Raw genomic sequence first — 24,470 nt, forward strand, 5'->3', positions numbered from 1 at the left:
TTCCTGAGCAGGTTTAAGCGCCCAACGAAGGCCAACTACTGCCTCCTGTCGACGTGCAAAGCGACGACCTCCACTTGGTTTGACGGCGTCTCCTGACCGTTTAGTGGTCACTTTGAGGGTTGCGATGACCCAAAACATGCCACCACTAAGCGACCCTGCAACACGATGTCGGAAGACACGTCATTGAAAAGCGAGTTCTGATCGGTGGCTCGCAGGTTCGAACCTCGAACACCTGCCGCAAACACTAGTCTGGCGTGAGATGTCGTTAAGGTCCGATATCCGGCTTGCATCGGACGAGTCTACAGCAGGGTCCGTTTCAGTCGAAACGGCGGCCAGTCGGAGCTGCCCAAGCACCGGCATAACGGGCATCGCCTGACTGTCTCTGCCGAAGGCGTGCGCAATACCTGCGGTCTGCGCGGCGAAACCGGCGCGTCGGCACAAGATCCGCCTTCACCGCCTACTCGGGGCTGGTCTTCGCATGGCCGATGGCGCATTTTCTGAGCCAAGCGATTACTCTGGCGCTAGGCTTTGCGCGCGGGAACGCCCGGGCCCTCCCGGTGCTGCTGTAGCTTCGGTCAGGGCGTTGGCCAGCCAGTTCCATTCGTCGAGCATGCGGCTTGCCTGCGAAGGAAGGCGACCCAAGAGTTGGGCAGGTTGGGAGGCCTGAAAAATGACGCTGAATGCCGAGCTGAAGTTCAAGATCACCGACAGGCAACCCGTTTGCGGCGCCTTTATCAAAACACCGCATCCGATCGTGATCGAAATCATGGGACAGGCCGGATACGACTTCTTGGTGCTCGACGCCGAGCACGCGCCGTTTGATCGCGCAGCCATCGACACCATGATGATTGCCGGGCGGGCCTCGGGTGTGCCTTTGATCGTGCGCGTCCCTGCGAGCGGACCCGAGTGGATCATGGCGGTTCTGGACGCCGGCGCCGCCGGGGTGATGGTGCCTCATGTGAATGACGCCGATTTCGCGGCAAGACTGGTACGCGCTACGCGCTATGGCTCCTGGACACATGGCGGTCGCGGCTTCGCTGGCACCACCCGTGCCGCTGAGTACGCGGCGCGCGGCCTGTCCGATCACCTTGCCATGACCCCGGACGAAATCACGTTGATCTGCCAGATCGAGGACCCACCTGGCGCCGGGGCTTGCCGCGACATCGCGGCAGTCGAGGGGGTAGATGCCCTCTTTGTCGGGCGGGCTGACCTTGCCGTTGGTTATGGAAAGACCGATTTCTTCGATGCCGAGGTCGCCGCGAAATCCGTGGAGGTTCTGTCAGCACAGGGGGCCGCAACGGGCCTTTACTGTGCGCCGGGCGAAAACCTTGGACCCTTGGCCGAAGCAGGCGCGACCGTCTTTGTCATTGGGTCTGATCACACATGCCTGAAACGCGGGAGCGCAGACGATCTGGCAGCTGTGCGTGCACTGAAGTCCTGAATGGGAGGCCTGCAATGACCATCCGATACCTCAAGCGCGGCAAGCCGGATGCTGAACGCGCCGAAGACGACGCCAAGGTCCGCGCAACGGTTGAAGCGACCCTGGCGGATATAAAGGCGCGAGGCGACGCCGCGGTGCGCGCGCTGAGCAAGAAGTTTGATGGCTATGCGCCACCGAGCTTTCGCCTCAGCCAATCCGAGGTCGAAGCGGCCATGTCGCGGGTTTCGGACCAGGACATGACGGATATACGCTTTGCCCAGGCTCAAATCCGCGCCTTTGCCGAGGCTCAGCGGGCATCGATGACCGACATCGAGATTGAGACGGTTCCGGGCGTGATCCTCGGACACAAGAACATTCCTGTGCAATCCGTGGGGTGCTATGTGCCGGGCGGGAAGTTCCCCATGGTAGCCTCCGCCCACATGTCGGTGTTGACGGCCTCGGTTGCGGGCGTGCCGCGGATCATCGCCTCGGCGCCACCCGTCGATGGAGCGCCGCATCCGGCCATTGTCGCGGCGATGCACATGGGTGGCGCACATGAGATCTACGTTCTCGGCGGCATTCAGGCGGTTGGGGCGATGGCACTGGGAACCGAAACCATCCACCCCGTGGATATGCTCGTCGGACCCGGCAATGCCTTTGTCGCCGAAGCCAAGCGGCAGCTTTTCGGACGGGTGGGTATCGACCTGTTTGCCGGCCCGACAGAGACGATGGTTATCGCCGATGACACGGTTGATGCGGAAATGTGCGCAACCGACCTTCTGGGACAGGCAGAGCATGGCTACAACTCGCCCGCGGTGCTTGTCACAAACTCGCAGAAGTTGGCCGAGGACACGCTGACCGAGATCGATCGGCTGCTTGAAATCCTGCCCACGGCAGAGACCGCGGCAGTAAGTTGGCGCGATTACGGAGAGGTCATTCTGTGTGATGGCTACGACGCCATGCTGGCCGTCGCGAACGAGATCGCATCCGAGCATGTTCAGGTGATGACCGACCGCGACGACTGGTTCCTGGAGAAGATGCACAGCTACGGTGCCCTGTTCCTGGGGCCGCGCACCAATGTGGCCAATGGCGACAAGGTAATCGGGACGAACCACACGTTGCCCACCAGAAAGGCAGGTCGGTACACAGGTGGGCTATGGGTCGGCAAGTTTCTGAAAACACACAGCTATCAGAAGGTTCTGACCGATGAGGCTGCAGCCGAGATTGGCGCTTACGGCTCACGCCTGTGCATGTTGGAAGGCTTCGTCGGCCATGCCGAACAGTGCAATCTGCGCGTGCGCCGCTATGGTGGCCAGAATGTTGGGTACGGAATGGCAGCGCGAACCGGAAAGGCGGCGGAGTAAAACACTGCTAGGGGTTTGCCGCTGACGAGAAACGCAGGCGAAGCGTCACGATTTCGTAGTTAGAGACCGTCAGCGTAACCGCATTGTCGGCCATGACCAGCGCCTCGGCGCGGTCTTCCAGAAGGCCGCACCGCTCAACCGCGACAACCGAAGGGTGCACTGACAATCTGACATCGCCGCGTGTGTTATGCGCCTCGTACAGCCGAACGATAACACCGTCGCGGTTCTCTGCTGGTTTGACAGTTTCAATCACCACACGCGGGCTGTTGCAGTGCACAAGCGCGTCCTGACGCGCCACGCCGGTGCCGGGCCCGGAAAAAACCCTGGGCGGGACGTTGAGCGCATACGCCTCGCGGCGCACGTCGATGCGCGTATCGCCCACATGCGGCAAGAGCGCGTATGTAAAGCGGTGATGACCCTGGTCGGCGGTGTTGTCCGGCATCGTGGCAGATTTGATAAGCGAAAGTCGCAGGACATCGTCGCGCACGTCGTAGCCGTATTTGCAGTCATTGAGCAGCGCCACGCCGTAGTCACCGTCGCTCAGGTCAGCCCACTTGTGCGCGGGCACCTCGAACTGGGCAGCATCCCAACTTGTATTCCGGTGCGTTGGCCGGTCGATCTGGCCCCACTGAATGTCAAACTCCGCCCGTGTGGCGCGGACCGATACCGGAAAAGCTGCTTTCAGCAGCAAATGGGTTTCGTGCCAATCGACTTCCGTGTCGAAGTCGATCCGCGCGGAATGCCGGCACAGGCTGATGCGTTGAGTCAGCCGTGAGCGGCGAAAGACGCGGGTCACTTCCACGGTTGCGCGGAGCGGGCCGTTTTCCGTCACCGCGAAGCTGTTGAGTGCCGTGATAATCTCGCCACGATCCTCGAAGAAGATATCAATATCCCAGGCGTCCCAACTGATGGGGCGGTCCTCGAACAGTTCCAGCTTGTTCCCAACTGTACCGTGTTTGAGCACTTCGCGCGATGCGCGTTTGTCCCAGATTGAGGTGAGCATGCCATGATCGCCGATCGCTACACGCAGGAAATCGTTTTCCAGAAGCGCGCCCCCATCTTCCAGCGCGATGGCGTTAGCGCCCGTGGCCTGTGGCGCCTCAGCCGCCGCGGCATCAAGCACCCGCGCGGTCAGAGGAGTTGCCTCGGGCAGTTCGACCAGAAGCCCGTTCTCTACGTGTTGCTGCACAAGCGTCACGCCATTCTCGGCAACCGGTCCGGAACCGGGGGGAAGAAGCGCGTGCCGTGGTCTTTGCAACGGACTGCCATCCAGCACAAGGAAGGCGGCCCCTTCCGGCAGTAGGGCTTGTGCCGCGCGTTCGAGGGCCGCTTCGCCCACGGTCGAGATTTCTGCGAAGTCGCGCTTGGCGTCCTCGAAAACGACCGGGACCGACGTACCTGTCAGGATGTCGTGAAACTGAAGCGTGCAGAGCTTCTGCCAAGCTTCTGTCAGGTCCTGGGGCGTTTGTCCTGCAAGCATGGCGAGCGACATTGCCAGCTCGGTATCGTGCAAAAGAACCTCGGCCTTGCGGTTGGCGCGCTTGATCCAGCCATTGCCTGTCAGCACACCCCGATGGCCTTCTAGATAGAACTCTCCAAGCCATGTGGGCAGGTTCGGATTCGTTGCCTCCAGACTTTCGAAGAATGCCCGCACGGTCGATTGCTTCAGCTGAGGCGCACCGGGGAGCGCTTCGTAGACTTTGGCCTTGCGAATGAGGTCGTCTGTCGGCCCACCGCCCCCGTCACCGTAGCCGAACGCGATCAGAAGCTCATGGACCCGATCTTTCATCTTGTTGCGGGTCCATGTGCCAACGACCTCTGCCGCCGTAAGATCCGACTTGTAATTTGTTGGGAACGGCAGGTGCTGAACCGTGCGCGGGGTGGTCAGGAACTGGGCCAGAACACGGGAGCCGTCTATCCCCTCCCACCAGGTGGTGGAGGCGGGCATCTGGTTGTACTGGTTCCAGTTCACCTTGTTGGTCACAAACCAGCGCAGACCCGCCTGTTTCATCAACTGCGGCAAGCACCCCGGAAACCCGAAGGTATCAGGAAGCCATAGCACGGGACATTCCATGTCTGGACCGAACGTGCCGTGACAGTAGGTTCGCGCCAACAATATCTGCCGCACAAGCGCTTCGGCACCGGGCATGTTGGCGTCTGGTTCAATCCACATCCCTCCAAGGATTTCCCACCTGCCCTCTGCAACACGGGTCTTGATAGCTTCAAAAATCTCCGGGTAATCGATCTCGGTCCACGCATAGAGTTGTGGCTGGGAATGCGAAAAACGAAAGCTGCCATGCTTGTCCATCAAGCGCAGCACATTCGAGTAGGTGCGGGCATTCTTCTGCCGGATCTGGGACATTGGCCAAAGATAGGCGATGTCCATGTGCGCATGACCTGCGGCATGCAGCTTGATATCCAAAGGAGGTCCGGCTTTTGCGAGCCCGTCGCGCAGTCTTTCCGTGGCTGGCGCAACCGACGCGCGGAAGGCACTGTCCATGGGATCGCGCGTATCCAGAACCAGAAACGCCGCATCGAGCGCATTCAGGATCGCGTGTTTTTCGGGCCGGTTGTCGTTCATTTCCGTCGACAGATCGAGCGCGGTTTCGGCCAGCGTGACAAAGTCCTGTAGAGCCCGGTCGATATCGATCACAAAACAGTCCCGCATAAAGAGCCGAGACCGGTCTGCGGGGTCCGGCGGCCAGCCCGTAAGACCTGTCCAGCCATGCAGCATCAACTCGTGCGGCAGGCCGTCGGATTTGGGCAGATCGATGGTTTGGTGATACCGGTCGGCAGACGCATATGGTGCCCCGTCGATGTAAACCAGAGCCTCGGGGTGGGTGAAGATATCACCCGCCACACCCAGCGGAAGGTGAAGCGCCGGATTGTGCCACCCCTTCGGTGAGACAAAGCTGGAACGCAGAACAAAATGCAGGTTCTGCCCGCCCCAGTAACTGTTCCAGTCCAGCCGTTGTCCATGGCTGTGCGCGGCAATAACCGACACGTCCGGCATCGCGGACGCATCAGGCAGCGTTTCCAGCGCAAAGCGCTCTATCGGACGACGTGCCCTCGCGACGTAGGGCTCAATCAGCCGCAGACGTTGGGCAATCTTCTCGGCCGTCAGCCGCTGGCGGTGGGACATACCGTTCTTTCGTTACGCGAGCACGAAGCCCGGGATCGTGCCACGCAAGATCGTTTCCTGCTGGCCGTCGAGTTTTGACAGATCGTCGAGTGCCGCGCGCGCGTCGTCGGACGACCCCCAGTCGCGATCAAGATCGGGCCACGGGATCGAAGAGATCAAAAGCCGCGTGTAAGCGTGCTGCGGATCGCCGATCACGTCACGCGGGGGACCGGCCTCCACAACGTGGCCCTTGTAGAGAACCATGACGTAGTCCGAAACGTGGTAAGCGGTGGCCAGATCGTGCGTGATGTAAATGATCGAAATGCCGTGACGGTCCTTGAGATCGTGGATGTTCTTTAGGATCGTCGCGCGCAGGGACGCATCCACCATCGAGACTGGTTCGTCCGCAATCAGCAGTTTCGGGCTGAGCATCAGTGCACGTGCAACGATCAGGCGTTGACGCTGCCCGCCTGACAACTGATGCGGATAGCGGCCCAGAACGGTTTCCGGGGCGAGCCCCACTGCACGGCAGGCCTCTTCCATCGCTTCGGCTGTATGGGTCGCGTCCCTTGAAAGGCCAAACCTCTCAAACGGGAACTTGAGGGTATGATTGACCCTGTAGAACGGGTTGAAGCACGCATAGGGGTCCTGGAACACGGCTTGCACTTCCTTGCGGAAGGCCAGCGCGTCGTCCGACGATTGCCGATTGATATCGCGTCCCTTGAACAGAACCTCGCCTTCGGTGGGCTCGTTGAACCCCAGCATCAGGCTTCCCATCGTAGACTTGCCCGATCCCGATTGCCCGACGATGGAAATGATCTTGGGCACTTCACCATCGAGGGTGAAACTCATCGGGTGCAACGCCGTCACCGTGCCGTACTGCTTAGTCACATTGCGCAACTCCAGAAGCGGCGTGCCATCTTCGGTCACGAATCCGGCGGCGGGTTTGGCCGGGGCCGGATCGAGGAAGCTATCGCCGCCGACCAGCGGCACGGAGGAGATCAGTTCCCGCGTATACGGGTGTTGAGGTGTTTCGATGATCTGCCGGACCGGACCGAACTCCACCAATTCGCCCTTTTTCAGCACCGCGATGGTGTCGACCGATTGCGCCATCAATCCCATGTCGTGCCCGATGAGGATCAGGCCCGCGCCGATCTTTGCCTGCACATCGCGCAAGGTTTGCATCACGTGGCGCTGGGTGATGACGTCAAGCGCCGAAGTAGGCTCATCGGCGATGATAAGGTCGGGCGCAAGGCAAACGCCGATGGCGATGCAGACGCGCTGCTTCATCCCGCCGGACAACTCGTGCGGGTAGAGCGGACCGACCACCTCGGGATCCAGCCCCACACCCCTGAGCGCGACATCCGAGCGCCGCTTGAGCTCCACATCCGTGACCGCACCTTCATGGGCGACAATCCCGTCCCAGATCTGGTTTTCAATCCGCATCACCGGGTTGAGGGAATTCATGGCGCCTTGCGGGATATAACTTATCTTGCGCAACCGTACGCGGCGCATTTCCTCGTCCGTGAGATTAAGAATGTCGGTTTGCCCAAGCGAGTTCAGGTGAATTTCCCCCTGCGAGACGAAACCGGGTTTTGCCAGCATCCGCATCGCGGCGAGCGCCGTCGTGGTCTTGCCGGAGCCGGATTCGCCAATGAACCCGATGCGGTGTCCCTGCGGGACCGACAAGGAGATATCGGTCACCGCATGGACCACGCCTTCGGAGGTCGGAAAGTCGATGGACACGTTCTTGAAATCGAGAATGGTCATACCGGCGGCTCCTTACAAGCGCCTCAGCCGGGGGTTTGACACCTCGTCGAGCCCCAGGTTGATCAACAGCAACCCGATGAACATCACCGCAAGAAGGACCGTCGGGATGCCCCACCACCACCACAGGTTCTGGATCAGCGCGCCGGAATTGATCGCATCGTAGATTACCCGGCCCAGCGTCGGCACGCGTTGCGGCCCCAGACCCAATACTTCCAGCCCCACGGCCGTGACGATGGAGGTCGTCACATTGGCAATGAACGACCCGAAAAGGTACGGCACGAGGTTCGGAAGCATCTCTCGGAACATGATATGTCCGGTGGACGCACCAGACAGGCGCGCCATCTGCACGTAACCCGATTCCCGCATCGACAGCACCTGCGCGCGGATCAGCCGCGTCGGAGACTGCCAGACGAAGCAGGCGATGAGAACTGCCATGATCGTCAGGGAGATGTCGCCGTAAGCAGCTTGAAACACGACAAGGATCAGCAGCGGCGGGATCGTTATCATCACGTCCGAACTGACGCGGATTACATCATCGACACGGCCACCGATGAACCCCGCTGAGAAGCCGAGGAAGATCCCGATGGACATGCCGATCAGCGATGCCAGTACGCCAACAAAAAGCGAATTCGGTGCCCCCACGATGAGCAGGGCGAGAATGTCCTTGCCGGTCACATCCGTGCCAAGCGGATGTGCCCAGGACCCCACCTGCCCGCGCATGTTCTCGATCCCCGCCGGGGCCTGCCGAGGCATGCCGGAGCCGGTGAACACCATATCGGTATCCCAGAAGATGCGCCCGAGAATACCAAGGGCAACGATGCCGAGCAGAAGCCCCGCACCCCAGATCAGCTTGGGATTGCGCCACGGGTTATCGAAGCGCTTCATGCGCTTGATCTGGCGCTTCGTCAGGCCCGAGGCATCCGGAGCGGCAGTTTCGGGTGCAGCTGCGTTTTGGTCGGACATGCGCCTACCCTCCGTGCCGGATGCGGGGGTCAATGAAGGGATAGATCAGATCGACCAGAAAAACTGCAAGCGCTGTCATCAGGATGATGACGAACGACACGCCCTGAATGACGGGGTAATCCTGCGTCAGGATCGCATCGTATAGCAGCTTGCCCATGCCGGGGTACGCGAAGATGCGCTCCACCAGCACTTGTCCGGCCACGAGGAGGCCGATCTTCAGCGCAAACGCGGTAATCTGCGGCAGGATGGCATTGCGGATCATGTAGCGGTACAGAATATAGCGCGGGCGCAGACCCTTGGCCTTGGCCAGTGTCGTGTAGTCTTCGCCCTGCACGGTGATCATCAGTCCGCGCATACCCAATGCCCAGAAACCGAAAGTCACCACCACGATCGACATCGCGGGCAGGAACCCATGGTAGAGAACGGAACTGACGAATTCCAACGTCCACCCCGGCTCCACACTCAACCCGTAGGGTCCACTCAACGGGAACCAGCGCAACTGGGTCGAAAAGATATACATCAACAAGAGACCTGACAGGATCGGCGGGATCGAGGTGAAGACCATCGCTGCCGGGATCAGCGCTTTCCAAAGCCGCGGCGTTTGTTCCCAAACCATCAGCGCGCCAAGCAGATTGCCGATGAAAAAGGTGATAACGAGCGAGATCATCATCAGCCCAAGGGTCCACGGGAGCGCATTGCCGATCATTGTGGCAACCGGCGTCGGGAAACTGGCCGTGGACAGGCCGAAATCGAAGGTCAGCGTGTTCTTGATATAGAGCAGGTATTGCAGGATCAGCGGTTGATCGAGGCCGAAGGTCGCGCGCAGTTGCGCCAATATCTCTTCGGCGTTGGCGACCGATCCACCACCCGCTGCCATGCGACCAAGGGCAGCCGAGGCCGGATCAAGGCCAGACAGCCGCGGAATGATCCAGATGAGCGTTGCTGCGATCAGAACCGTCAGAACCAGCGTACTGAGCCGGTTCATGAGGTAGCTGGCAGGGATACGTCCCATGCAATGTCCTCCCAAAATGTGATCCAGGCGTCCTCTTGACGGAACGTCCCTAGAAAGCTCGGACGGTCAGGCCGCCTGCCCCGCCGCCTGGCGAGAGATGGTATGGTTCCAACCGCGCAACACCATCCGTTCATCCGGATGCTGGTTGTCCGGCTCAACCTGATCATGGCCGTTATAGAGTTGGCACAAAACGGTCTTGCGCGTGCGGTCGGATCGGTTCGGCATGGAGCCGTGCAGAGTGAAGTAGTGAAAGAAGACCACGTCACCGGCCTTGCATTCGACGGGCATGGCCGCCTCGATCGGATACTGGTCGATCACATCGTTCTGACGTCGCCCGTCCGCGCCTTCCACGCGACCAAGGCGGTGTGAGCCCGGATAGACCCTCAGGCACCCCATCTCGTCGCTGGCATCGCTGACATGAATGATGCCTGCGATCATGCTGTCCCGGAGCGTCGGAAAATATGGCCAGTCCTGATGCATCGGAAAAGGTGAGCCGTTCTCCGATGGCTTCTGAAAGAGCTTGGAGTGATGAAGGATGATGTCTGGCCCGAGGATCGCTTCCACCACGTCAAGAAAGCGGGGGTTCAGGAACGCGTTCAACCATGTACGCGAGTATTTCTGCACATTGTGGGTATGCAAGACCACATCACCCTTGCGCGCGATTTTATCGGTTTGGCCACCATCCCATGTGGCATCGACCACCTCTCCGCTTGCGCAGAGCTGCGAGACGATCGCGTCGAAATCGTTCTGAAGTGCCGCCACTTCTTCGGCGGTGAACACGCCTTTCGCGCGGTAGTAGCCATTCTCCGAAAAGAATTCCTTGATGCCAGACATCTGCCTGAACCTTATTTGAATGAGGCGGGGCGAGGGAATACGCCCCGTCTGGGGGCCCCCGGACCAGCGCGTCGAGGCGCGGACCGGCAACCGTGAAGTGCAGCGGTCACTCCGCTTTCGTCAGATTGTGAATCATCTGATGCGTTGTGTTCCACCAGTGAAACGGATGGTTGTAGTAGTTTTCGTTTGACGGCCAGCCGGTCCAGTAGGTGGTGTTGAAGGGGATCAACTTTGCCGATTGGACCAGCGGGATGAACGGCATGCCTTCGGCAAGGTGACCATAGGCTTCGGCGACCATGCCCGGGATGGCCGGATCACCAAGCGGCATGCCTTCCATCTGATCAACGATTGCCGAATACGCCTCCGCGGCCGCACCGTTCCAACGTGCCGTGTTGTTGAACCCCGGTGAGCGTTCGCCCACCGGTACGACGTCGGCGACGGTATAGCGCCCCATGGAGGTCCAGGGCTCGTTCACCGACCCGCAGGACAGCCAGCTATAGGTCATTTCATAATTGCCAAAGGGCAGAACCTCGCCCCAAAACACCGAATTCTCGACCGGAACGGACCGCGCGTCGATGCCTGCGCGCTGGAGCTGTTCGACGATGACGTCGATCGTGCGCGTGTATTCGACCGAGGCCGAGTTCACATGGATGGCAACCGCAAGCGTTTCGCCGTCTTTTTCGTAGTAGTCGCCGTTACGCGTCCAGCCCTGAGCTTCAATCAATGCCTGACCCGCCGCAACATCCGCGGATGGGGACAGGCCAAGCCCCGCCTCCACAACCGCATCGATGAAAGGCGCCATCGAGCCGTACTCCACGAACATTGTCTGCGAAGCGGTTGTGGCGCCTTCGACAGCAATGTTCACGATCTGGGACCGATCTATGATCAGGTTGATCGCCTGGCGCATCTCTGCGCTGTCCCACGGAGCAAGCGTTGTGTTGATCTCAAGCTGTCGCGCGCAGGGATCGGCCGCTGCAAATGGATAATCGTCGTACCAGGCGATTACAGCATCGTTCTGGAAACCGATCGCCTCGAACGTTCCAACAGAAACACTTTGCGCTGCATCAATTTGGTTGGTGGCCATCAACTGGGCGCGGCTTTCCTCCCCGCCGGACTCCAGAAACACCACGCGCAGGGGCTCTGGGAGGTCCTGAAATCCGGTTTGCGCGCCCCACCAGTCATCGTTGCGGTCCCAGATGGCACGGTTCGACGCTGCGCTCGTGAACGTGTAGGGCCCGGTCCCGACAGGCGGGTTGAAAGTGAAGGTCGCCGGGTTTTCCGCCTGGCTCCAGATATGCTCCGGCATGATCAGGAAAGAGCCAAAGATCCGTACGCCGAAGTTCTCGACGACAAAGCGTGGGTTGGGCCCGTTCAAGGTGAAACGCACCGTCAGATCGTCAATTTTTTCGACGCTAGCCACCTGTGCGCGCAGGGTTGCCACCTCACGAGCGGTCAGCTCCTCGTTGGCCAGCGCCATTTCGGTCGAAAAGACCACATCATCTGCATTGAAGGGCTCGCCGTCCGACCATGTCACGCCTTCACGCAGCGTGATCGTGAACTGGGTGGACTCTGCATTTGCCTCAAACCCCGTGGCAAGCCATGGGTCAAGGTCACCGGTCCCATAGTTCAGAATGAACAAAGGCTCCCACATGGTCTGATGCGCGCCATGCATCCGGCGAATGCCGGTACCATCTGTCATCCAGTTGAAGTTCTCGGGATCCTGGATCGTCCGGTCGAGGTCGAAGATCACGGTATCCGCGCGCGCGATATCCTGCGCCCCGGCCATGCTGGCCATGGCGACCACCACGGCCGATGTTGCCAGCGGCAGCATCCTGTTCACTCTCATCTCTTTCCTCCCTAGGGTCTTTTTAAGTGCCGTGGCGTCCCACGGGTTGCGCAACGTCCTCCGCCTGTCTGGCGGATGAAGTCATCTCAGGTAGTCGAGAACATAAACCCGCGTATCCGCCGGCAAGTCAGAAGGTGCGATCTCTACGGTATGATCGCATGCGAAATCGATTTCATCGTCTCTGAAATGGCTCAGAAAACTCTCAATCCACATCGTGTTTCTTGGTTTGTAAGTCAGCGTTCGAAAATGCATCGGAATGACAATCCTCGGGCGCACACGGTGGATCATCTTCAGTAGATCCGGAAGTTCGATCGTCAGATAGCCCCCGGCCAAAGCCAACAGCACGTCAACATCCTCGAAAAAGTCGATCTGAGCATCGGTCAGCGGATTTCCGACATCCCCCATATGCGCGATCTTGATGCCCCCGAGTTCAAACCGGTACATCCCGTTTTGGCCGGGAACCTCGTGTTCGGGGTGATGGTCCCACTCGGCAGCTTCGATAGCGCGCACCCCCAAGCCACCAGCTTCAGCAGCCCCGCTGTTCTGCGCCACCGTCAGCGCGTTGATCACGGTTGGCTTGCCCGGGATCAGATCCGCACGGCAATGGGCACTATCATCATCGGAAGAGATCACCACGACATCCGCGGTATCCGTGATCGGCGCATAGCCTACACCTTCGGGCGTGTAGGGATCGGTGATTACGGAAAACCCCGTGTCATCGGTCAATTTGAATGCCGCGTGCCCAAACCAGGTGATCTTCAAACCTTGTGCCCCCGGTTGATCAGTTATTGCCCACGACGTGCGGGCTTGTCGTTTGCAGGATGTCGTCGTTTGCCGGGCGCGGGTGATGGCGCCAGTACCCATGCAGGTCGCGTCCGCGCGCAACAATCGCCTCCACGCCCTTTGCCCAGCTGGCATCTGTGATTTGAACTTCCGGCGGGCAATACCTGAGCGTGAGTCCGCAGCGCCGTCGGTCCGACAGGTTGGCCCTGGAGCCATGAACCAGCATATCTGCGTGGAGCGAAACCTGACCCGCCTTCAACGTGTTGGTGAACGGTGCCCCATGGCTTTCCGCATCTGCAATACCCTTGTGGAAAACTGAGTCAGCCCCCATGGCAGAAGTTTGCATAGCACCCTTGTCGTGTGTGCCCGGAATGAACCTCATTGCCGCGTTCTCCTCATCGGCGTCATCGATGGCCAGCCAGACCGTGACCGTGCGGGCCGGACTTAATTTCCAGAAGGACGCATCTTGGTGCCAGGGCACCTGTTTGGGGTCATGGGCGCGTTTCGACAGGATTGCGCTGGCCCAGCAGATGATGTTGTCCCCGACCAAGTCCTGCACAAGGTCGAGAATACGAGGCTCGGTCGCGATGTCCCAAATGCCTGCCATCCGCGCCTGGTAGCAGTTGATCCCATAGGCCCCCTCATCACCGAGGTCGGACATCAGTTTGTCGAAATAGCGCCGCAGGTCAGCAATTTCATCCGCTTCGTAGACGGTGAATGGTTGAACGAACCCATGCCGGTTGTACTGCGCGACCTGCGCAGGCGTCAGGCAACGGGCAGAAGCAGGCGCGACCGGGCGAAAACTCAGGTCGAGGTCGATCGTGTCTTCCATGCTTTGTTGCCCTCCCCGCAACATCGCGTCGGGCAAGGATACGACGGACACTGTCGTTTTCGCAGACCCGCGCTTGACAAAAAGATGTACTATTTTGATCTTCACTCTCGGATGCCGCACCTGCGAAGACACTGAAACATATGAGACGCCCGCAGAAGATGTTCAGAATTGACACGTATATCGGCCATGCCGAAGCGTTTCATTTTGTGCGCAAGGACCTTGCGGAAACGCTCCCACTTTTTGAGCACAATCACGATTTCTATGAACTGATGCTTGTCGACCAGGGCCAGGTGCACCATTGGATCAACGGCGTCGAAGAACTGCTCGGTCGCGGGCATCTGGTTTTTCTGAGGCCTTCGGATACACACGCGTTGCAAGGTGTACCCGGCACCGGGGCCCGCATACTGAACGTGATGTTCCGACAGGAAACATCTACCCATCTTGTGGAGCGATACCACGAGGAACTCAAAGGAAGGTTCTTCTGGCAAAACGGATCCTTGCCAACTGCCCTGCGACTCCACGGCCCGCAACTGGAACGCGCAGTGAACTCGTTGCAAATGCTGCAAACCTCCCACCGAAGTCTCGCGAGGATAGAGAACTTCCTGCTGTCAGTGATCACGCACGTGCTAGATGCGGGGGACATCACGGACGATCGCGCCCCCGCCTGGCTTCTTGCAGCATGTCGCGCGGCGCGCGACCCCAGGGTCTTTCGGCAAGGCGCGAACGGCTTCCTGGCAGAGGCCGGGCGCAGCCATGAGCACGTCTGCAGGCAGGCCCGGCGGTACTTGGGACTAAGCCCGACACAATACGTAAACCGGATCAGGGTCCAGCATGCTGCCATGTTGCTGGCAGGAACAGACAAGCCGTTGGCGGATCTGGCTGCGTATTGCGGCTTTGAAAACCTGAGCTATTTTCACCGTCTTTTTCGCCACCAGTATGGAACCACACCCCACCACTACCGGCGCAGGCATAGCAAGACCGGCACAGTTTGAGATCAAGCGCTCGGGCAGGATATCGAGGTTTCGGTCGCGGCAGAAGCGATCTGTCCCTCAGCTACGCTCAAAAGCACTCGGCTAAAGTCGTCGCCATGTTGCGGATCAATTGCGGGTACAGGTCCGGACCAAGCTGAAGATTGACACCCAGAGGGTCGATCACGGCCGTGTTTGCGTCCGTCCCGTCCAACACAGTCGCAACGAGTCCCGGGTTGTATTGAGGCTCTGCAAGGACGCATCCGATCCCTTCCGATCGCACGCGTTCCTGGATCTCGGCAATCCTCGCTGGACTCGGGTCGCTCGCATCGCCAAGCGAGATCGCGCCAGAAGCCGGAACGCCGAAGTCGACTTCAAAATATTGGTAGGCATCGTGGAAGGCCACGAAGTTACCGCTGCGTGCGGGCTCCAGAATACCGCTCACTTCCTCAGAGAGCGCCTCCATCTCGGCACGGGCCTCTGCCGCATTCGCGAAGTACGTCCCCGCATTATCCGGGTCCGCAGCAGACAACTGGGCTGCAATCACATTGAGCCATGTCGCGGCATTGCGCGTGGACAGCCACGCGTGGGGATCGTGCTCTCCATGGTCGTGGCTGTCATGCGCATGGTCTTCATGGCCGTGCTCGTCATGGTCATGCGCGTCGGCCTTCGCCTCGTCATGGGCGTGATCATGATCATGATCGTGAGCATCGGCTTTGGCTTCTTTGTGGTCATGATCATGATCGTGATCGTGTGCGTCTGCCTTGGCTTCTTCGTGGTCATGGTCATGATCTTCGTGTCCGTGCGCGCCATCACCGTGATCATGGGCTTCAAACAAGACACTTTCGCGGAAATCGTGCAGGATCGTCCCATCCGCTTCAAGTAGCGCAGTCACAGATGCGCCGTCGGCCAGTGTTTCCACGGCGTCTTCGAGCCAAGGTGTCAGGTCCTCTCCCAGCCAGAAGACAACGTCCGCCTCCTGAAGCGTGGCCGCCTCCGAAGGTCGCAAGTTATACTGATGCGGCGACGCCCCTGCGGGTATTACCAAATCAGGCGACCCGATACCGACCATCACCCGCGCCACGAGCGAATGAACCGGCGCAATGTCGACAGCAACTCTAGGGGCCTCGGCAAGTGCCGTCCCTCCCAACAGAGAGGTGGCAAGCGACAAGGGAAGGAGCATTCTGGACATCGAAACCTCGGTGTGATCTTATAACAATACGAGCGGTATAGATGATATGAAATAACATGACAAGAGAGGCGCGAGGTATGGGCGCGAAGACCGCGACACCTGTCGGGTTTCAAAAGCACGATCACGCAGCCTGTAGCCAGAACGCGTTGCAGGCGGCCGACGAACGCTGTGCTGCCGAAGGTCTTCGCCTGACACCGGTACGTCGCAAGGTGTTGGAGTTGCTTCTGCGCGAGCACCGCGCGCTTGGGGCCTATGCCATCCTTGACCTTTTGCGCGACGAGGGGTTCGGTTCACAACCGCCGGTGGCTTATCGCGCATTGGACTTTCTGGTTGAACATGGCTTCGTTCACAAGATTGAACGCCTGAACGCGTTTGTTGCCTGCGCCCACCCCAGTGAAAACCACTCGCCTGCTTTCATGATTTGCCGCCTCTGTGACGCCGTTGCCGAGGCCCAATCTGCACCGTCGAGGGGCTCACTCGGAGCCGCCGCCCGTGCAACCGGATTCCTGATCGAAAAAACCGTGGTCGAAGCCGAAGGCGTATGCCCCGCCTGCATAGACAAAGCGGACGCATGAGCCTTATCGCGGTTAAAAACCTTGGCGTTGCCTTCGGCGCGAAAACCGTCCTGCACAACGTGGCCCTACACCTCGACGCCGGGGAAATCGTCACGATTGTCGGGCCGAACGGGTCTGGCAAGACCAGTCTCCTGCGGGCGATTATCGGTGCCGTGCAACCGTCCAGCGGAGAGATCACCCTGAAACCCGGCCTCAAGATCGGATACGTCCCGCAACGCTTGCACATCGACCCGACACTACCGATCACGGTCGAACGTTTCATGCGATTGTCGGACAAGGTCACCAAAGCCAAATGCAGGTCAGCGCTCGATGCCGCCGGCGTGCCGGACTTGCTCAAACGCCAGATGTCAAAACTGTCGGGCGGGCAATTCCAGCGTGTGTTGCTGGCGCGCGCCCTGATCAATACCCCCGATGTCCTGCTTTTGGACGAGGCCACGCAGGGCCTCGATCAGTCGGGGTCCGCCGCATTCTATCGGCAGATCGAAACCGTGCGCCAGGAAACCGGATGTGCGGTGCTGATGATCAGCCACGAACTACACGTTGTGATGAGCGCCTCTGACAGGGTTATTTGCCTCAACGGGCATGTCTGTTGCGAAGGCACGCCCGCAGTCGTCGCCTCGGCGCCGGAGTATCGCGCGCTGTTTGGCACCGGCACCGGAGGCGCACTTGCGCTCTATCGGCATGATCACGACCACGGTCACGATCATGATCACCCCCATAGTCACGAGGCCGCAGAGTAGTGCTCGACGATTTCATGACCCGCGCAACACTTGCTGGAATCGGCGTTGCGTTTGCGGCAGCACCACTTGGGTGTTTCGTTGTCTGGAGACGGATGGCCTATTTCGGGGACGCCACCGCACACGCGGCGATCCTCGGCGTCGCTCTGGCGCTTGCTTTCCAGATATCGATCTTCGTCGGGGCGATGGTGGTGGCGCTGGTCATGGCTTTGACGGTAACGGTCCTGGCAGGGCGCGGTTACGCCATGGACACGCTGCTCGGGGTGCTCGCACACTCAGCACTGGCATTCGGACTGGTTGCGGTGTCTTTCCTGTCCGGCGTCAGGCTCGACCTGATGGCCTATCTTTTCGGTGACATACTGTCTGTCTCGCGTACTGATTTGCTCGTGATATGGGGGGGCGCTGCCGTCGTCGTCGCTTTGATCATGTGGCGCTGGTCCGCCCTGCTGACATCGACATTGAACGAGGAACTCGCCTACGCGAGCGGTCTCAACCCGAGACAGGAACAACTCGTGTTGACCATCGCGCTGGCGATCACCGTTGCAGTCGCGATCAAGGTCGTCGGCGTTCTTTTGATTGCCGCGATGCTGATAATTCCGGCAGCTGCGGCGCGCGGGCTAAGCCGAACACCTGAGGCCATGGCCTTTATTGCGGCGGCAATTGGCGCGATATCAGCAGTTGCCGGACTTCAGGGGGCTTATGTTCTTGATACACCGGCCGGGCCGTCCATCGTCTGCGTTGCGACACTGCTCTTTGCGGGCCTCAACATCGTCGGATGGCGCAGCCAGGGTGACGGCTAAAACAAGCGGCGGAGTTCCGTGAGACTTGGTGCGCCTGCACTGCACCCCTTCAGGCCGCGCTGCCCCACGCTGCCCCGCGCTGTTCTTTGGGAAAAGAGGAGGCCACATGCCCAACTCATCGGTAACGCTCCATCTTTTGTGTGGCAAGGTCGCGTCGGGCAAATCAACTCTGGCAAAGCGGTTGGCCCGCGCTGATGGAACAGTTCTGATCTCGGAGGACGCCTGGCTGGACGCGCTCTTCGGCGAGGAGATGGCTTCGCTATCGGATTACGTCCGATGTACGTCGAAGCTTCGCAACGCCATGGGGCCGCACGTGACAGCCTTGCTGCGTGCGGGTGTCTCGGTAGTCCTCGATTTTCAGGCAAACACTGTGGAAACACGCAAATGGATGCGTGGGCTCCTTGACGGAACACATGCAGAGCACAAGCTCCATATCCTGGATGTTCCTGATGAGGTTTGTATCGCACGGCTTCATGCCCGTAACGCAGAAGGCGCGCATCCGTTTGCGGTGAGTGACGCCCAGTTCAGACAGGTCACAAAGCATTTTGCATTTCCTTCAGCAGGCGAAGGCTTCAATCTGGTCTGGAACGGATCCGGTGCTCCCGGAACCAACACGGACCATCGCTGATGGTCCACACTGCGTGCCTACAATCGCATTGATGCGCCTGACACTCAAACCGCTCCATGCCATGCGCGGCTCGCTACTCCCCTGAGCGGCAGGACAAGCCGTGCAAAGGGCTCCGATGTTTGCAAACGCGGCTCTGGCATCGTAGCCACGTGATATGGCAGATTTTCCTGTGCTCTGGTCCTTTCGCAGATGCCCCTATGCGATGCGCGCACGGCTGGCGATTCAAAGCTCTGGAATACAAGTGGAGTTGCGTGAAATCCTGTTGCGCGACAAACCCGAACAGTTCCTCGATACATCGCCATCCGCAACTGTTCCAGCGCTCGCCCTGCCGGATCGTGTCTTGGATGAAAGCCTCGACATCATGGTCTGGGCCCTGAAGCAGAATGACCCGCGCGGGTTGCTGGATATGCCCGCGGCAGGATGGAAGCTGATCCAGGAGAATGACGGTCCGTTCAAAGCCGCCCTCGATCACACGAAGTACGCTGTCAGATACCCGGACCTCGATCCTCGGGCCGAACGCGCAAGGGCTGCGGCATACCTGACAGCGCTGGACACCCGAATTGCCGAGGACGGGTGGATTTTCGGACGCCGCCCAACACTTGCAGATTACGCCATACTGCCCTTTGCACGTCAGTTCGCCAATACGGACCGCTGCTGGTTCGACGTACAACCGTGGGCAGCACTGCGCGACTGGCTCGACCGCTTCATCCAAGGCCCGGAGTTCAGCGGCATCATGGCCAAACATGCACCATGGGCGCAGGGTAACGCACCGGTCTGGTTCGGCACGCGGCACGTCGAAGAGCCCTGACAAACGCGCCTCATAACCAAATCCGGTACTCGGGCAAGTGCATGCGGCGCAAAATGCGTTGATCGAATCACGGTTCTTGACTATGCGCGTCTCCAGAAACGGCTACGCCGGGAGAAGACGGGACACCCCGTCGCCGAAGGAGCAACCGCCCCGGAAACTCTCAGGTCCAAGGACCGGTATAGCTGCAACACTCCGGAAAGCGACCCGCAAGGGTCCACCGTAGGAGAAAGCCCGCAATCGGGTGAAACTCTCAGGTTCCACGCACGGAGGGGGCAAGCGGCAAAAGCCGCAAGTGCAAGGAGCTTTATCATGTCCAGAGTTGCCGTCATTGGTGCGGGCGTTACCGGCCTGACCACTGCCTACGAACTGCAAAACCACGGCTTTGACGTAACGGTTTTCGATCGCAACCGATACGCCGCGATGGAGACCAGCTTTGCGAACGGGGGGCAGCTTTCTGCGTCGAACGCGGAAGTGTGGACCCAATGGGGTACCGTTCTGAAGGGCCTCAAATGGATGCTGCACGCGGATGCACCCCTTCTGGTGAACCCCGCCCCAACCTTCCACAAGATGCGCTGGATGGCGGAGTTTCTGTCAAACATTCCGAATTACAAAGCCAACACCATCGAAACGGTGCGCCTTGCGATAGCGGCGCGCACGGTCCTTTTTGAGATGGCAGACCGCGAAGGGATCGATTTTGATCTCGAACGTCGTGGTATTCTGCACTTCTACGACCGGCAGAAGGACCTCGCGCACGCGCGCAAGGTCAACCTCTTGCTTCAGGAGGGCGGACTTGACCGGCGCGAGGTCAGCGTCGAAGAAATGCGCGAGATAGAACCTGCGCTTCAAGGCGATCTGCTGGGCGGGTTTCTGACCGAGTCTGACAGTTCGGGTGACATCCACAAGTTCACAATGGGTCTTGCCAAAGCCTGCATCCGCCGTGGCGCGATGCTTCGTTTTGGCGCCAACGTCGAAAAGGTGTCGTCGGTGCAAGGAGGAGTTCGGATTTGCGAGGGCGGAACCGAGCATGTCTTTGACGCTGTTGTAGTCAGCGCAGGAATCCACAGCCGGGAATTCTCCCGTCAACTCGGGGACCGCGTGAACATCTATCCGGTGAAGGGCTACTCCGTGACCGTGGCGCTGGAGGACGCCGAAAGCCAGGCTTCCGCTCCCTGGATCAGTCTGCTTGATGACCGGGCGAAAATCGTGGCGAGCCGTCTTGGCGCAAACCGGTTCCGGATTGCCGGAACCGCCGAATTCAACGGTGCAAACCGCGATATCCGGGCAGACAGAATTCGACCGTTGACGGAATGGTGCGAGCGTCATTTCCCCGGCATCTCGACCGAAAACGTGACACCATGGGCGGGCTTGCGTCCGATGATGCCGTCCATGCTGCCGCGGGTCGGACGCGGTATCGCACCGGGCGTGTTCTACAACACGGGCCATGGGCACCTTGGCTGGACGCTTTCGGCCGCCACCGCGCGCATCGTTGCAGGTGCAGTCGCCCAAGAACATCGTGGCGCGGCCCCGGCCGCTTTGGCAGCCTGACGCCCATACTCTTGCGGCTCTGTTCAAGGCGCAGGACGGGGCCGCTTTTCAATGAACCAAACCGTAGCGCCCGAAGTCGTGCCGTTTTGCGAAATGCACTCGTGAATTGAATTCGTCGCGAGGTGATCCAGTTGTCTTTCATCGCATCCCGGAGACGCTGATGAGAAAGATCGCCCTTTTCGCCGTGTGGGCCTGCGTCGCTGCGGACGCCAAGGCCTTGGACCTGGTGCTGACTGACCGATACGAAATCAACCGACCAGCCAGCCTCGACTACGATCCGGCCTTTTGCGGTCTCTGGATCGCGAACGAAGGTCCCGAGGCAATCCTGGTAACGTTGGACGGTCTGGAGCTCCGCAGGATCGGCTCTGACCTCTACCGGATCAAAGCGATCACACTGGAGGGTGACGCACTTCTGGTTGGAGACGGTGCAGGTGGCTTTCAACGGTTGTCGAAGGACGGGGTAGCGCTTGGCCCGCCATTCCAGATCGAAGGCGGTTGGGCCGACACGGAAGGCATCGCGATCGACGGGGATGGAAACCTGATAACGGTCGAGGACGATCCCGAGTACCTGACATGGCTCACCCCGAGTGGCGAAATCATTCGCCGGATCGACACCATGACGCTGGACCCACCGCTGAGTGAGGCCCAGGGCATCGCAAGAGACCCTAGAACAGGTCATCTGCTGATCGTTGATGATTTCGAAGGCACGAACAGCCTTTATGAGTTCGACGCCACCGGAACGCTTCTGGCGACAGCCCCGCTGATCGCCTTCGGGCTCGATCCCGAGGGCATCGCGATACGTCCTGGCTCCGATCAACTCTTCATAGCCTTCGACGGCGGGGCGGCGATTGCCAGCTTTGACTATCAGCCGACCCTTCCGGACGGGCACGCGCCATTGCCGCCCGCGTCGGATTGCGTGATGTTCTGAGTGGCCGAACTGCGGACCGGTTCCGTTGACGGGATTGAGCGAGCGACTTAGGTGCGCGCCGGAACCAGACTGCGCTTGATACTGCCTGCGCGGACACGCAACATGCGCTCGGCGATCGCCAGACAGCCGCCCAAGCGTTGTCCCACCGTCAGTCCGGGCACGCGTACGACCGACCCCAGAAACCGCCAGAACGGCGTGCCGAAGGGACCACCTGTGTCCCGGGCATCCGGATCGAACCAATTGACCAGATCCTTGCGCGTGGCGTTTGCCCGGGTAGAGATGCCATCGTGGAGACGGCGGGTAAACAGCACGGGTCCATCAAGGCGGGCGATCTTGCCCACCAGGGCGGTCTCAACCAGCAGGTCGAAGTCCGAACTGATATGGCTCCCGATCAGGCGCGTGCGTATCAGCGCATCGCGCCGGTAAAGGCCGAAAACGGATGTCACGAGCCCAAGACCCCTTACAGCATCGCGGACCCGCTGCACCGGCGACGGCGACAAGCAATGAACGTATGGGCTGATCACATCGAGTGCATTGAGATCACCGTCCGTGACCATGAAGTTCGGATAGACCAGCGCGGTTTCGTCGCCGTAGGTCGCGAAGCCCTCTAGGCACTGCGACAGGAACTCAGGCGCAATCAGGTCGTCATGCGCTGCCCATTTGAAGAAAGGTGCCGACGAGCAATGAACAAGGTAATTGTAATTCTTGGCCGCCCCGATATTGCGCGGATGGCGCACTGCCCTGATGCGAGGATCCCGATCTGCGTAGTAGCGAATGATTGCAGGGGTTTCATCCGTCGAAGCGTTGTCTGCAATGATCAACTCGAAGTCTGTGAAGGTCTGCGCCAAGATGGAGTCTATCGCGTCGGCGAGGTAATTCTCGCCGTTGAATACTGGCAGACCGATGCTCACAGTGGGCGCAGGAACCACAAAACCTGATACTCTGTTCACACCAATGTCCCAGCTTCTTTACAAAGCCTGAATGATGCAAGCCGGGCGGGCGGCGTGTCAATTGAAAGCAGAGCTTGGCGCGTGTGGCTGTTCCCCGGCAGTCTGTCTGTTCGTAAGCTTCCGCATCCTTGGGATACTGTAGTCGCCCCGGAAACGGTCCAAGACGACCCGAACGAGAACGGTTCGTCAACTCGACCGGTTTTCCTGCGTCTAGGTCGAAATCACTTCGAACTTCGGCTCAAGGCCCATGGTACGCAGATCGCTTGCGATCTCATCCTTGTAGAGCCCGTTGGAGATCAGGATCAGCGCGGGTGCGATATCCGCGACAGCAGACGGCGCAATCACTTGCGTGCCGGTTCCGGGAATGAAGCGACCATGTTTCTGAGGGTTGACGTCCACCATTGCCGCAAACCCCGACCCGGTGTGCGCCATGACATTGGCGAAGGTAATGCCTTTGGATCCGGCGCCCCAGATGACGACCGGCCCATCCGTCGCCTCCAACAGCATCTCCCACCGCTGCGTCTCGCGGTGAAAATAGTCGGCAAAGCCGGATGCGACGCGCTGCAAAGGCTCAAGATCGCAGGGTGCAACCACTTTCTCACCGGCAGTCTCGGCCTTTTCCGCTTCGATGGACAGGAACTGATCACCATACCCTCGCACCAGAGAGACGGGACGAAGACCAGCCGCACGAAACGCCGCGCAAAGCGAGGCTTCAGTCCAGTATGTGACGTGCTCGTAGATGACGTCCCAAGGCGATGGCGCCATAAGCATCCATTCCGCGTTCGGAACCTCGAAATAAAGTGGTGTGGTTCGCGCGCCCAAGGCATGCGCAACGTCATCAAGAAACAAACGCGGTGTATCGAGATGTTCGAGAACATGGCGACACAGCACCAGATCGGCAGGATCGCGTAGCGTAGTCGCGTCAAACGCTTGCGCATGAATTTCCACGCCTTCACGGTTCGAATACGCTGACACCCGCCCCTCCATCGACGGGTCATACCCAATCGCGGATTTCACCCCCAACCGCGCGAACAGGTTCAAGACGTAGCCGTCTCCGCAGCCGATCTCGACGACTGTGCCGTCGGTCAACCCGTAGTCCGAGACAAGGCGCTGCACGAGTGCCTCTGCGAAATCGCGAAAATGCGGCGAGTGGTGCAAGGCGTTCTCATAGCCCTGCGCATACGCAACAAGGGTCGGGTCAAAGGCCCGGTTCCAGATCAGCCCGCAACCTGCGCACAGTGCCAGTTCAATATTCCCGCATCGCGCATTTCGGGCCGCCTCTGGACTTTCGAACAATTGGTTGCACAGCACCGGTACTTCGCGGAACTCCGCAATTTTCCGGTCGCTCTCTCGCTGGCAAGACGGGCAAAACGGCAGCGTCACCTTCCACGCGC

Annotated in this window: 21 protein-coding genes and 1 riboswitch; of the genes, 10 read left to right on the plus strand and 11 right to left on the minus strand. The window is 59.7% G+C overall.

Annotated features, from left to right (window positions below; genetic code table 11):
- Positions 1 to 670: 670 nt before the first annotated feature.
- Together ACP15N_RS10230 and hisD are read left to right on the plus strand one after the other, a co-directional pair.
- Positions 671 to 1,441: an HpcH/HpaI aldolase family protein gene (locus tag ACP15N_RS10230; RefSeq protein WP_425092165.1), complete on the plus strand. Its 771-nt coding sequence runs from the start codon at positions 671 to 673 to the stop codon at positions 1,439 to 1,441.
- Positions 1,442 to 1,455: 14 nt separating this feature from the next.
- Entirely contained in the window at positions 1,456 to 2,784 is a 1,329-nt protein-coding gene (gene hisD / locus ACP15N_RS10235) for a histidinol dehydrogenase (RefSeq protein ID WP_425092166.1), read from the plus strand.
- A 7-nt stretch (positions 2,785 to 2,791) separates the two neighbouring features.
- On the opposite strand, the gene ACP15N_RS10240 is transcribed toward hisD, so the two are convergent.
- The 8 genes from ACP15N_RS10240 to ACP15N_RS10275 all read right to left on the minus strand — a co-directional run bounded on the left by ACP15N_RS10240 (position 2,792) and on the right by ACP15N_RS10275 (position 13,945).
- Entirely contained in the window at positions 2,792 to 5,926 is a 3,135-nt protein-coding gene (locus tag ACP15N_RS10240; RefSeq protein WP_425092167.1) for an alpha-mannosidase, read from the minus strand.
- A gap of 12 nt (positions 5,927 to 5,938) precedes the next feature.
- Entirely contained in the window at positions 5,939 to 7,675 is a 1,737-nt protein-coding gene (locus ACP15N_RS10245) for an ABC transporter ATP-binding protein (RefSeq protein ID WP_425092168.1), read from the minus strand.
- Between the two features lie 12 nt (positions 7,676 to 7,687).
- Positions 7,688 to 8,638, minus strand: a complete 951-nt coding sequence (locus ACP15N_RS10250; protein WP_425092169.1) for an ABC transporter permease — start codon at positions 8,636 to 8,638, stop codon at positions 7,688 to 7,690.
- Positions 8,639 to 8,642: 4 nt separating this feature from the next.
- Entirely contained in the window at positions 8,643 to 9,650 is a 1,008-nt protein-coding gene (locus tag ACP15N_RS10255; RefSeq protein WP_425092170.1) for an ABC transporter permease, read from the minus strand.
- Between the two features lie 66 nt (positions 9,651 to 9,716).
- The gene (locus ACP15N_RS10260) at positions 9,717 to 10,484 is read right to left on the minus strand and encodes a phytanoyl-CoA dioxygenase family protein (RefSeq protein ID WP_425092171.1); all 768 of its coding nucleotides are present in this window, start codon (positions 10,482 to 10,484) and stop codon (positions 9,717 to 9,719) included.
- Between the two features lie 106 nt (positions 10,485 to 10,590).
- Positions 10,591 to 12,330, minus strand: coding sequence for an ABC transporter substrate-binding protein (locus tag ACP15N_RS10265; protein ID WP_425092172.1), 1,740 nt, complete (start codon positions 12,328 to 12,330; stop codon positions 10,591 to 10,593).
- Between the two features lie 81 nt (positions 12,331 to 12,411).
- Complete coding sequence (locus tag ACP15N_RS10270; RefSeq protein ID WP_425092173.1) at positions 12,412 to 13,092, minus strand: MBL fold metallo-hydrolase; 681 nt, start codon at positions 13,090 to 13,092, stop codon at positions 12,412 to 12,414.
- 19 nt (positions 13,093 to 13,111) lie between these two features.
- Positions 13,112 to 13,945, minus strand: coding sequence for a phytanoyl-CoA dioxygenase family protein (locus tag ACP15N_RS10275; protein WP_425092174.1), 834 nt, complete (start codon positions 13,943 to 13,945; stop codon positions 13,112 to 13,114).
- Positions 13,946 to 14,103: 158 nt separating this feature from the next.
- On the opposite strand from ACP15N_RS10275, the gene ACP15N_RS10280 reads away from it, so the two are divergent.
- A complete protein-coding gene (locus ACP15N_RS10280) occupies positions 14,104 to 14,937 on the plus strand; it encodes an AraC family transcriptional regulator (RefSeq protein WP_425092175.1) in 834 nt (277 codons plus the stop codon).
- 67 nt (positions 14,938 to 15,004) lie between these two features.
- Here the strand turns inward: ACP15N_RS10280 and ACP15N_RS10285 are convergent, their stop codons facing one another.
- Positions 15,005 to 16,105 carry a zinc ABC transporter substrate-binding protein gene (locus ACP15N_RS10285; protein WP_425092176.1) on the minus strand — a complete coding sequence of 367 codons (1,101 nt, stop codon included), beginning with the start codon at positions 16,103 to 16,105 and terminating at the stop codon, positions 15,005 to 15,007.
- Between the two features lie 77 nt (positions 16,106 to 16,182).
- On the opposite strand from ACP15N_RS10285, the gene ACP15N_RS10290 reads away from it, so the two are divergent.
- From ACP15N_RS10290 to ACP15N_RS10320, 7 genes are all read left to right on the plus strand, one after another.
- Positions 16,183 to 16,680 carry a transcriptional repressor gene (locus ACP15N_RS10290; protein ID WP_425092177.1) on the plus strand — a complete coding sequence of 166 codons (498 nt, stop codon included), beginning with the start codon at positions 16,183 to 16,185 and terminating at the stop codon, positions 16,678 to 16,680.
- On the plus strand, positions 16,677 to 17,420 hold the full coding sequence (locus tag ACP15N_RS10295) for an ATP-binding cassette domain-containing protein (RefSeq protein ID WP_425092178.1): 744 nt from the start codon (positions 16,677 to 16,679) through the stop codon (positions 17,418 to 17,420). The genes ACP15N_RS10290 and ACP15N_RS10295 overlap by 4 nt, the downstream gene beginning before the upstream one ends.
- On the plus strand, positions 17,420 to 18,217 hold the full coding sequence (locus tag ACP15N_RS10300; RefSeq protein ID WP_425092179.1) for an iron chelate uptake ABC transporter family permease subunit: 798 nt from the start codon (positions 17,420 to 17,422) through the stop codon (positions 18,215 to 18,217). The genes ACP15N_RS10295 and ACP15N_RS10300 overlap by 1 nt, the downstream gene beginning before the upstream one ends.
- A gap of 106 nt (positions 18,218 to 18,323) precedes the next feature.
- Entirely contained in the window at positions 18,324 to 18,845 is a 522-nt protein-coding gene (locus ACP15N_RS10305) for an AAA family ATPase (RefSeq protein ID WP_425092180.1), read from the plus strand.
- A 154-nt stretch (positions 18,846 to 18,999) separates the two neighbouring features.
- Positions 19,000 to 19,653, plus strand: coding sequence for a glutathione S-transferase (locus ACP15N_RS10310; RefSeq protein ID WP_425092181.1), 654 nt, complete (start codon positions 19,000 to 19,002; stop codon positions 19,651 to 19,653).
- A 98-nt stretch (positions 19,654 to 19,751) separates the two neighbouring features.
- Positions 19,752 to 19,839, plus strand: a riboswitch (glycine riboswitch).
- A 123-nt stretch (positions 19,840 to 19,962) separates the two neighbouring features.
- Positions 19,963 to 21,198, plus strand: a complete 1,236-nt coding sequence (locus ACP15N_RS10315) for a D-amino acid dehydrogenase (protein ID WP_425092182.1) — start codon at positions 19,963 to 19,965, stop codon at positions 21,196 to 21,198.
- 160 nt (positions 21,199 to 21,358) lie between these two features.
- Complete coding sequence (locus tag ACP15N_RS10320) at positions 21,359 to 22,126, plus strand: hypothetical protein (RefSeq protein ID WP_425092183.1); 768 nt, start codon at positions 21,359 to 21,361, stop codon at positions 22,124 to 22,126.
- Positions 22,127 to 22,173: 47 nt separating this feature from the next.
- Here the strand turns inward: ACP15N_RS10320 and ACP15N_RS10325 are convergent, their stop codons facing one another.
- Both ACP15N_RS10325 and ACP15N_RS10330 read right to left on the minus strand, forming a co-directional pair.
- On the minus strand, positions 22,174 to 23,076 hold the full coding sequence (locus ACP15N_RS10325) for a glycosyltransferase family 2 protein (protein ID WP_425092184.1): 903 nt from the start codon (positions 23,074 to 23,076) through the stop codon (positions 22,174 to 22,176).
- A gap of 210 nt (positions 23,077 to 23,286) precedes the next feature.
- On the minus strand, positions 23,287 to 24,459 hold the full coding sequence (locus tag ACP15N_RS10330; RefSeq protein WP_425092185.1) for a class I SAM-dependent methyltransferase: 1,173 nt from the start codon (positions 24,457 to 24,459) through the stop codon (positions 23,287 to 23,289).
- Positions 24,460 to 24,470 lie beyond the last annotated feature (11 nt).

It is taken from the genome of Tropicimonas sp. S265A (assembly GCF_049800835.1).
Lineage (GTDB): Bacteria > Pseudomonadota > Alphaproteobacteria > Rhodobacterales > Rhodobacteraceae > Dinoroseobacter.

Excerpts from the sequence above, each read along its gene's own strand:
- ACP15N_RS10230 (WP_425092165.1), top strand. The coding sequence starts at position 671 with ATGACGCTGAATGCCGAGCTGAAGTTCAAGATCACCGACAGGCAACCC.
- hisD (WP_425092166.1), top strand. The coding sequence starts at position 1,456 with ATGACCATCCGATACCTCAAGCGCGGCAAGCCGGATGCTGAACGCGCC.
- ACP15N_RS10240 (WP_425092167.1), bottom strand. The coding sequence starts at position 5,926 with ATGTCCCACCGCCAGCGGCTGACGGCCGAGAAGATTGCCCAACGTCTG.
- ACP15N_RS10245 (WP_425092168.1), bottom strand. The coding sequence starts at position 7,675 with ATGACCATTCTCGATTTCAAGAACGTGTCCATCGACTTTCCGACCTCC.
- ACP15N_RS10250 (WP_425092169.1), bottom strand. The coding sequence starts at position 8,638 with ATGTCCGACCAAAACGCAGCTGCACCCGAAACTGCCGCTCCGGATGCC.
- ACP15N_RS10255 (WP_425092170.1), bottom strand. The coding sequence starts at position 9,650 with ATGGGACGTATCCCTGCCAGCTACCTCATGAACCGGCTCAGTACGCTG.
- ACP15N_RS10260 (WP_425092171.1), bottom strand. The coding sequence starts at position 10,484 with ATGTCTGGCATCAAGGAATTCTTTTCGGAGAATGGCTACTACCGCGCG.
- ACP15N_RS10265 (WP_425092172.1), bottom strand. The coding sequence starts at position 12,330 with ATGAGAGTGAACAGGATGCTGCCGCTGGCAACATCGGCCGTGGTGGTC.
- ACP15N_RS10275 (WP_425092174.1), bottom strand. The coding sequence starts at position 13,945 with ATGGAAGACACGATCGACCTCGACCTGAGTTTTCGCCCGGTCGCGCCT.
- ACP15N_RS10280 (WP_425092175.1), top strand. The coding sequence starts at position 14,104 with ATGTTCAGAATTGACACGTATATCGGCCATGCCGAAGCGTTTCATTTT.
- ACP15N_RS10285 (WP_425092176.1), bottom strand. The coding sequence starts at position 16,105 with ATGTCCAGAATGCTCCTTCCCTTGTCGCTTGCCACCTCTCTGTTGGGA.
- ACP15N_RS10290 (WP_425092177.1), top strand. The coding sequence starts at position 16,183 with ATGGGCGCGAAGACCGCGACACCTGTCGGGTTTCAAAAGCACGATCAC.
- ACP15N_RS10295 (WP_425092178.1), top strand. The coding sequence starts at position 16,677 with ATGAGCCTTATCGCGGTTAAAAACCTTGGCGTTGCCTTCGGCGCGAAA.
- ACP15N_RS10305 (WP_425092180.1), top strand. The coding sequence starts at position 18,324 with ATGCCCAACTCATCGGTAACGCTCCATCTTTTGTGTGGCAAGGTCGCG.
- ACP15N_RS10310 (WP_425092181.1), top strand. The coding sequence starts at position 19,000 with ATGGCAGATTTTCCTGTGCTCTGGTCCTTTCGCAGATGCCCCTATGCG.
- ACP15N_RS10315 (WP_425092182.1), top strand. The coding sequence starts at position 19,963 with ATGTCCAGAGTTGCCGTCATTGGTGCGGGCGTTACCGGCCTGACCACT.
- ACP15N_RS10320 (WP_425092183.1), top strand. The coding sequence starts at position 21,359 with ATGAGAAAGATCGCCCTTTTCGCCGTGTGGGCCTGCGTCGCTGCGGAC.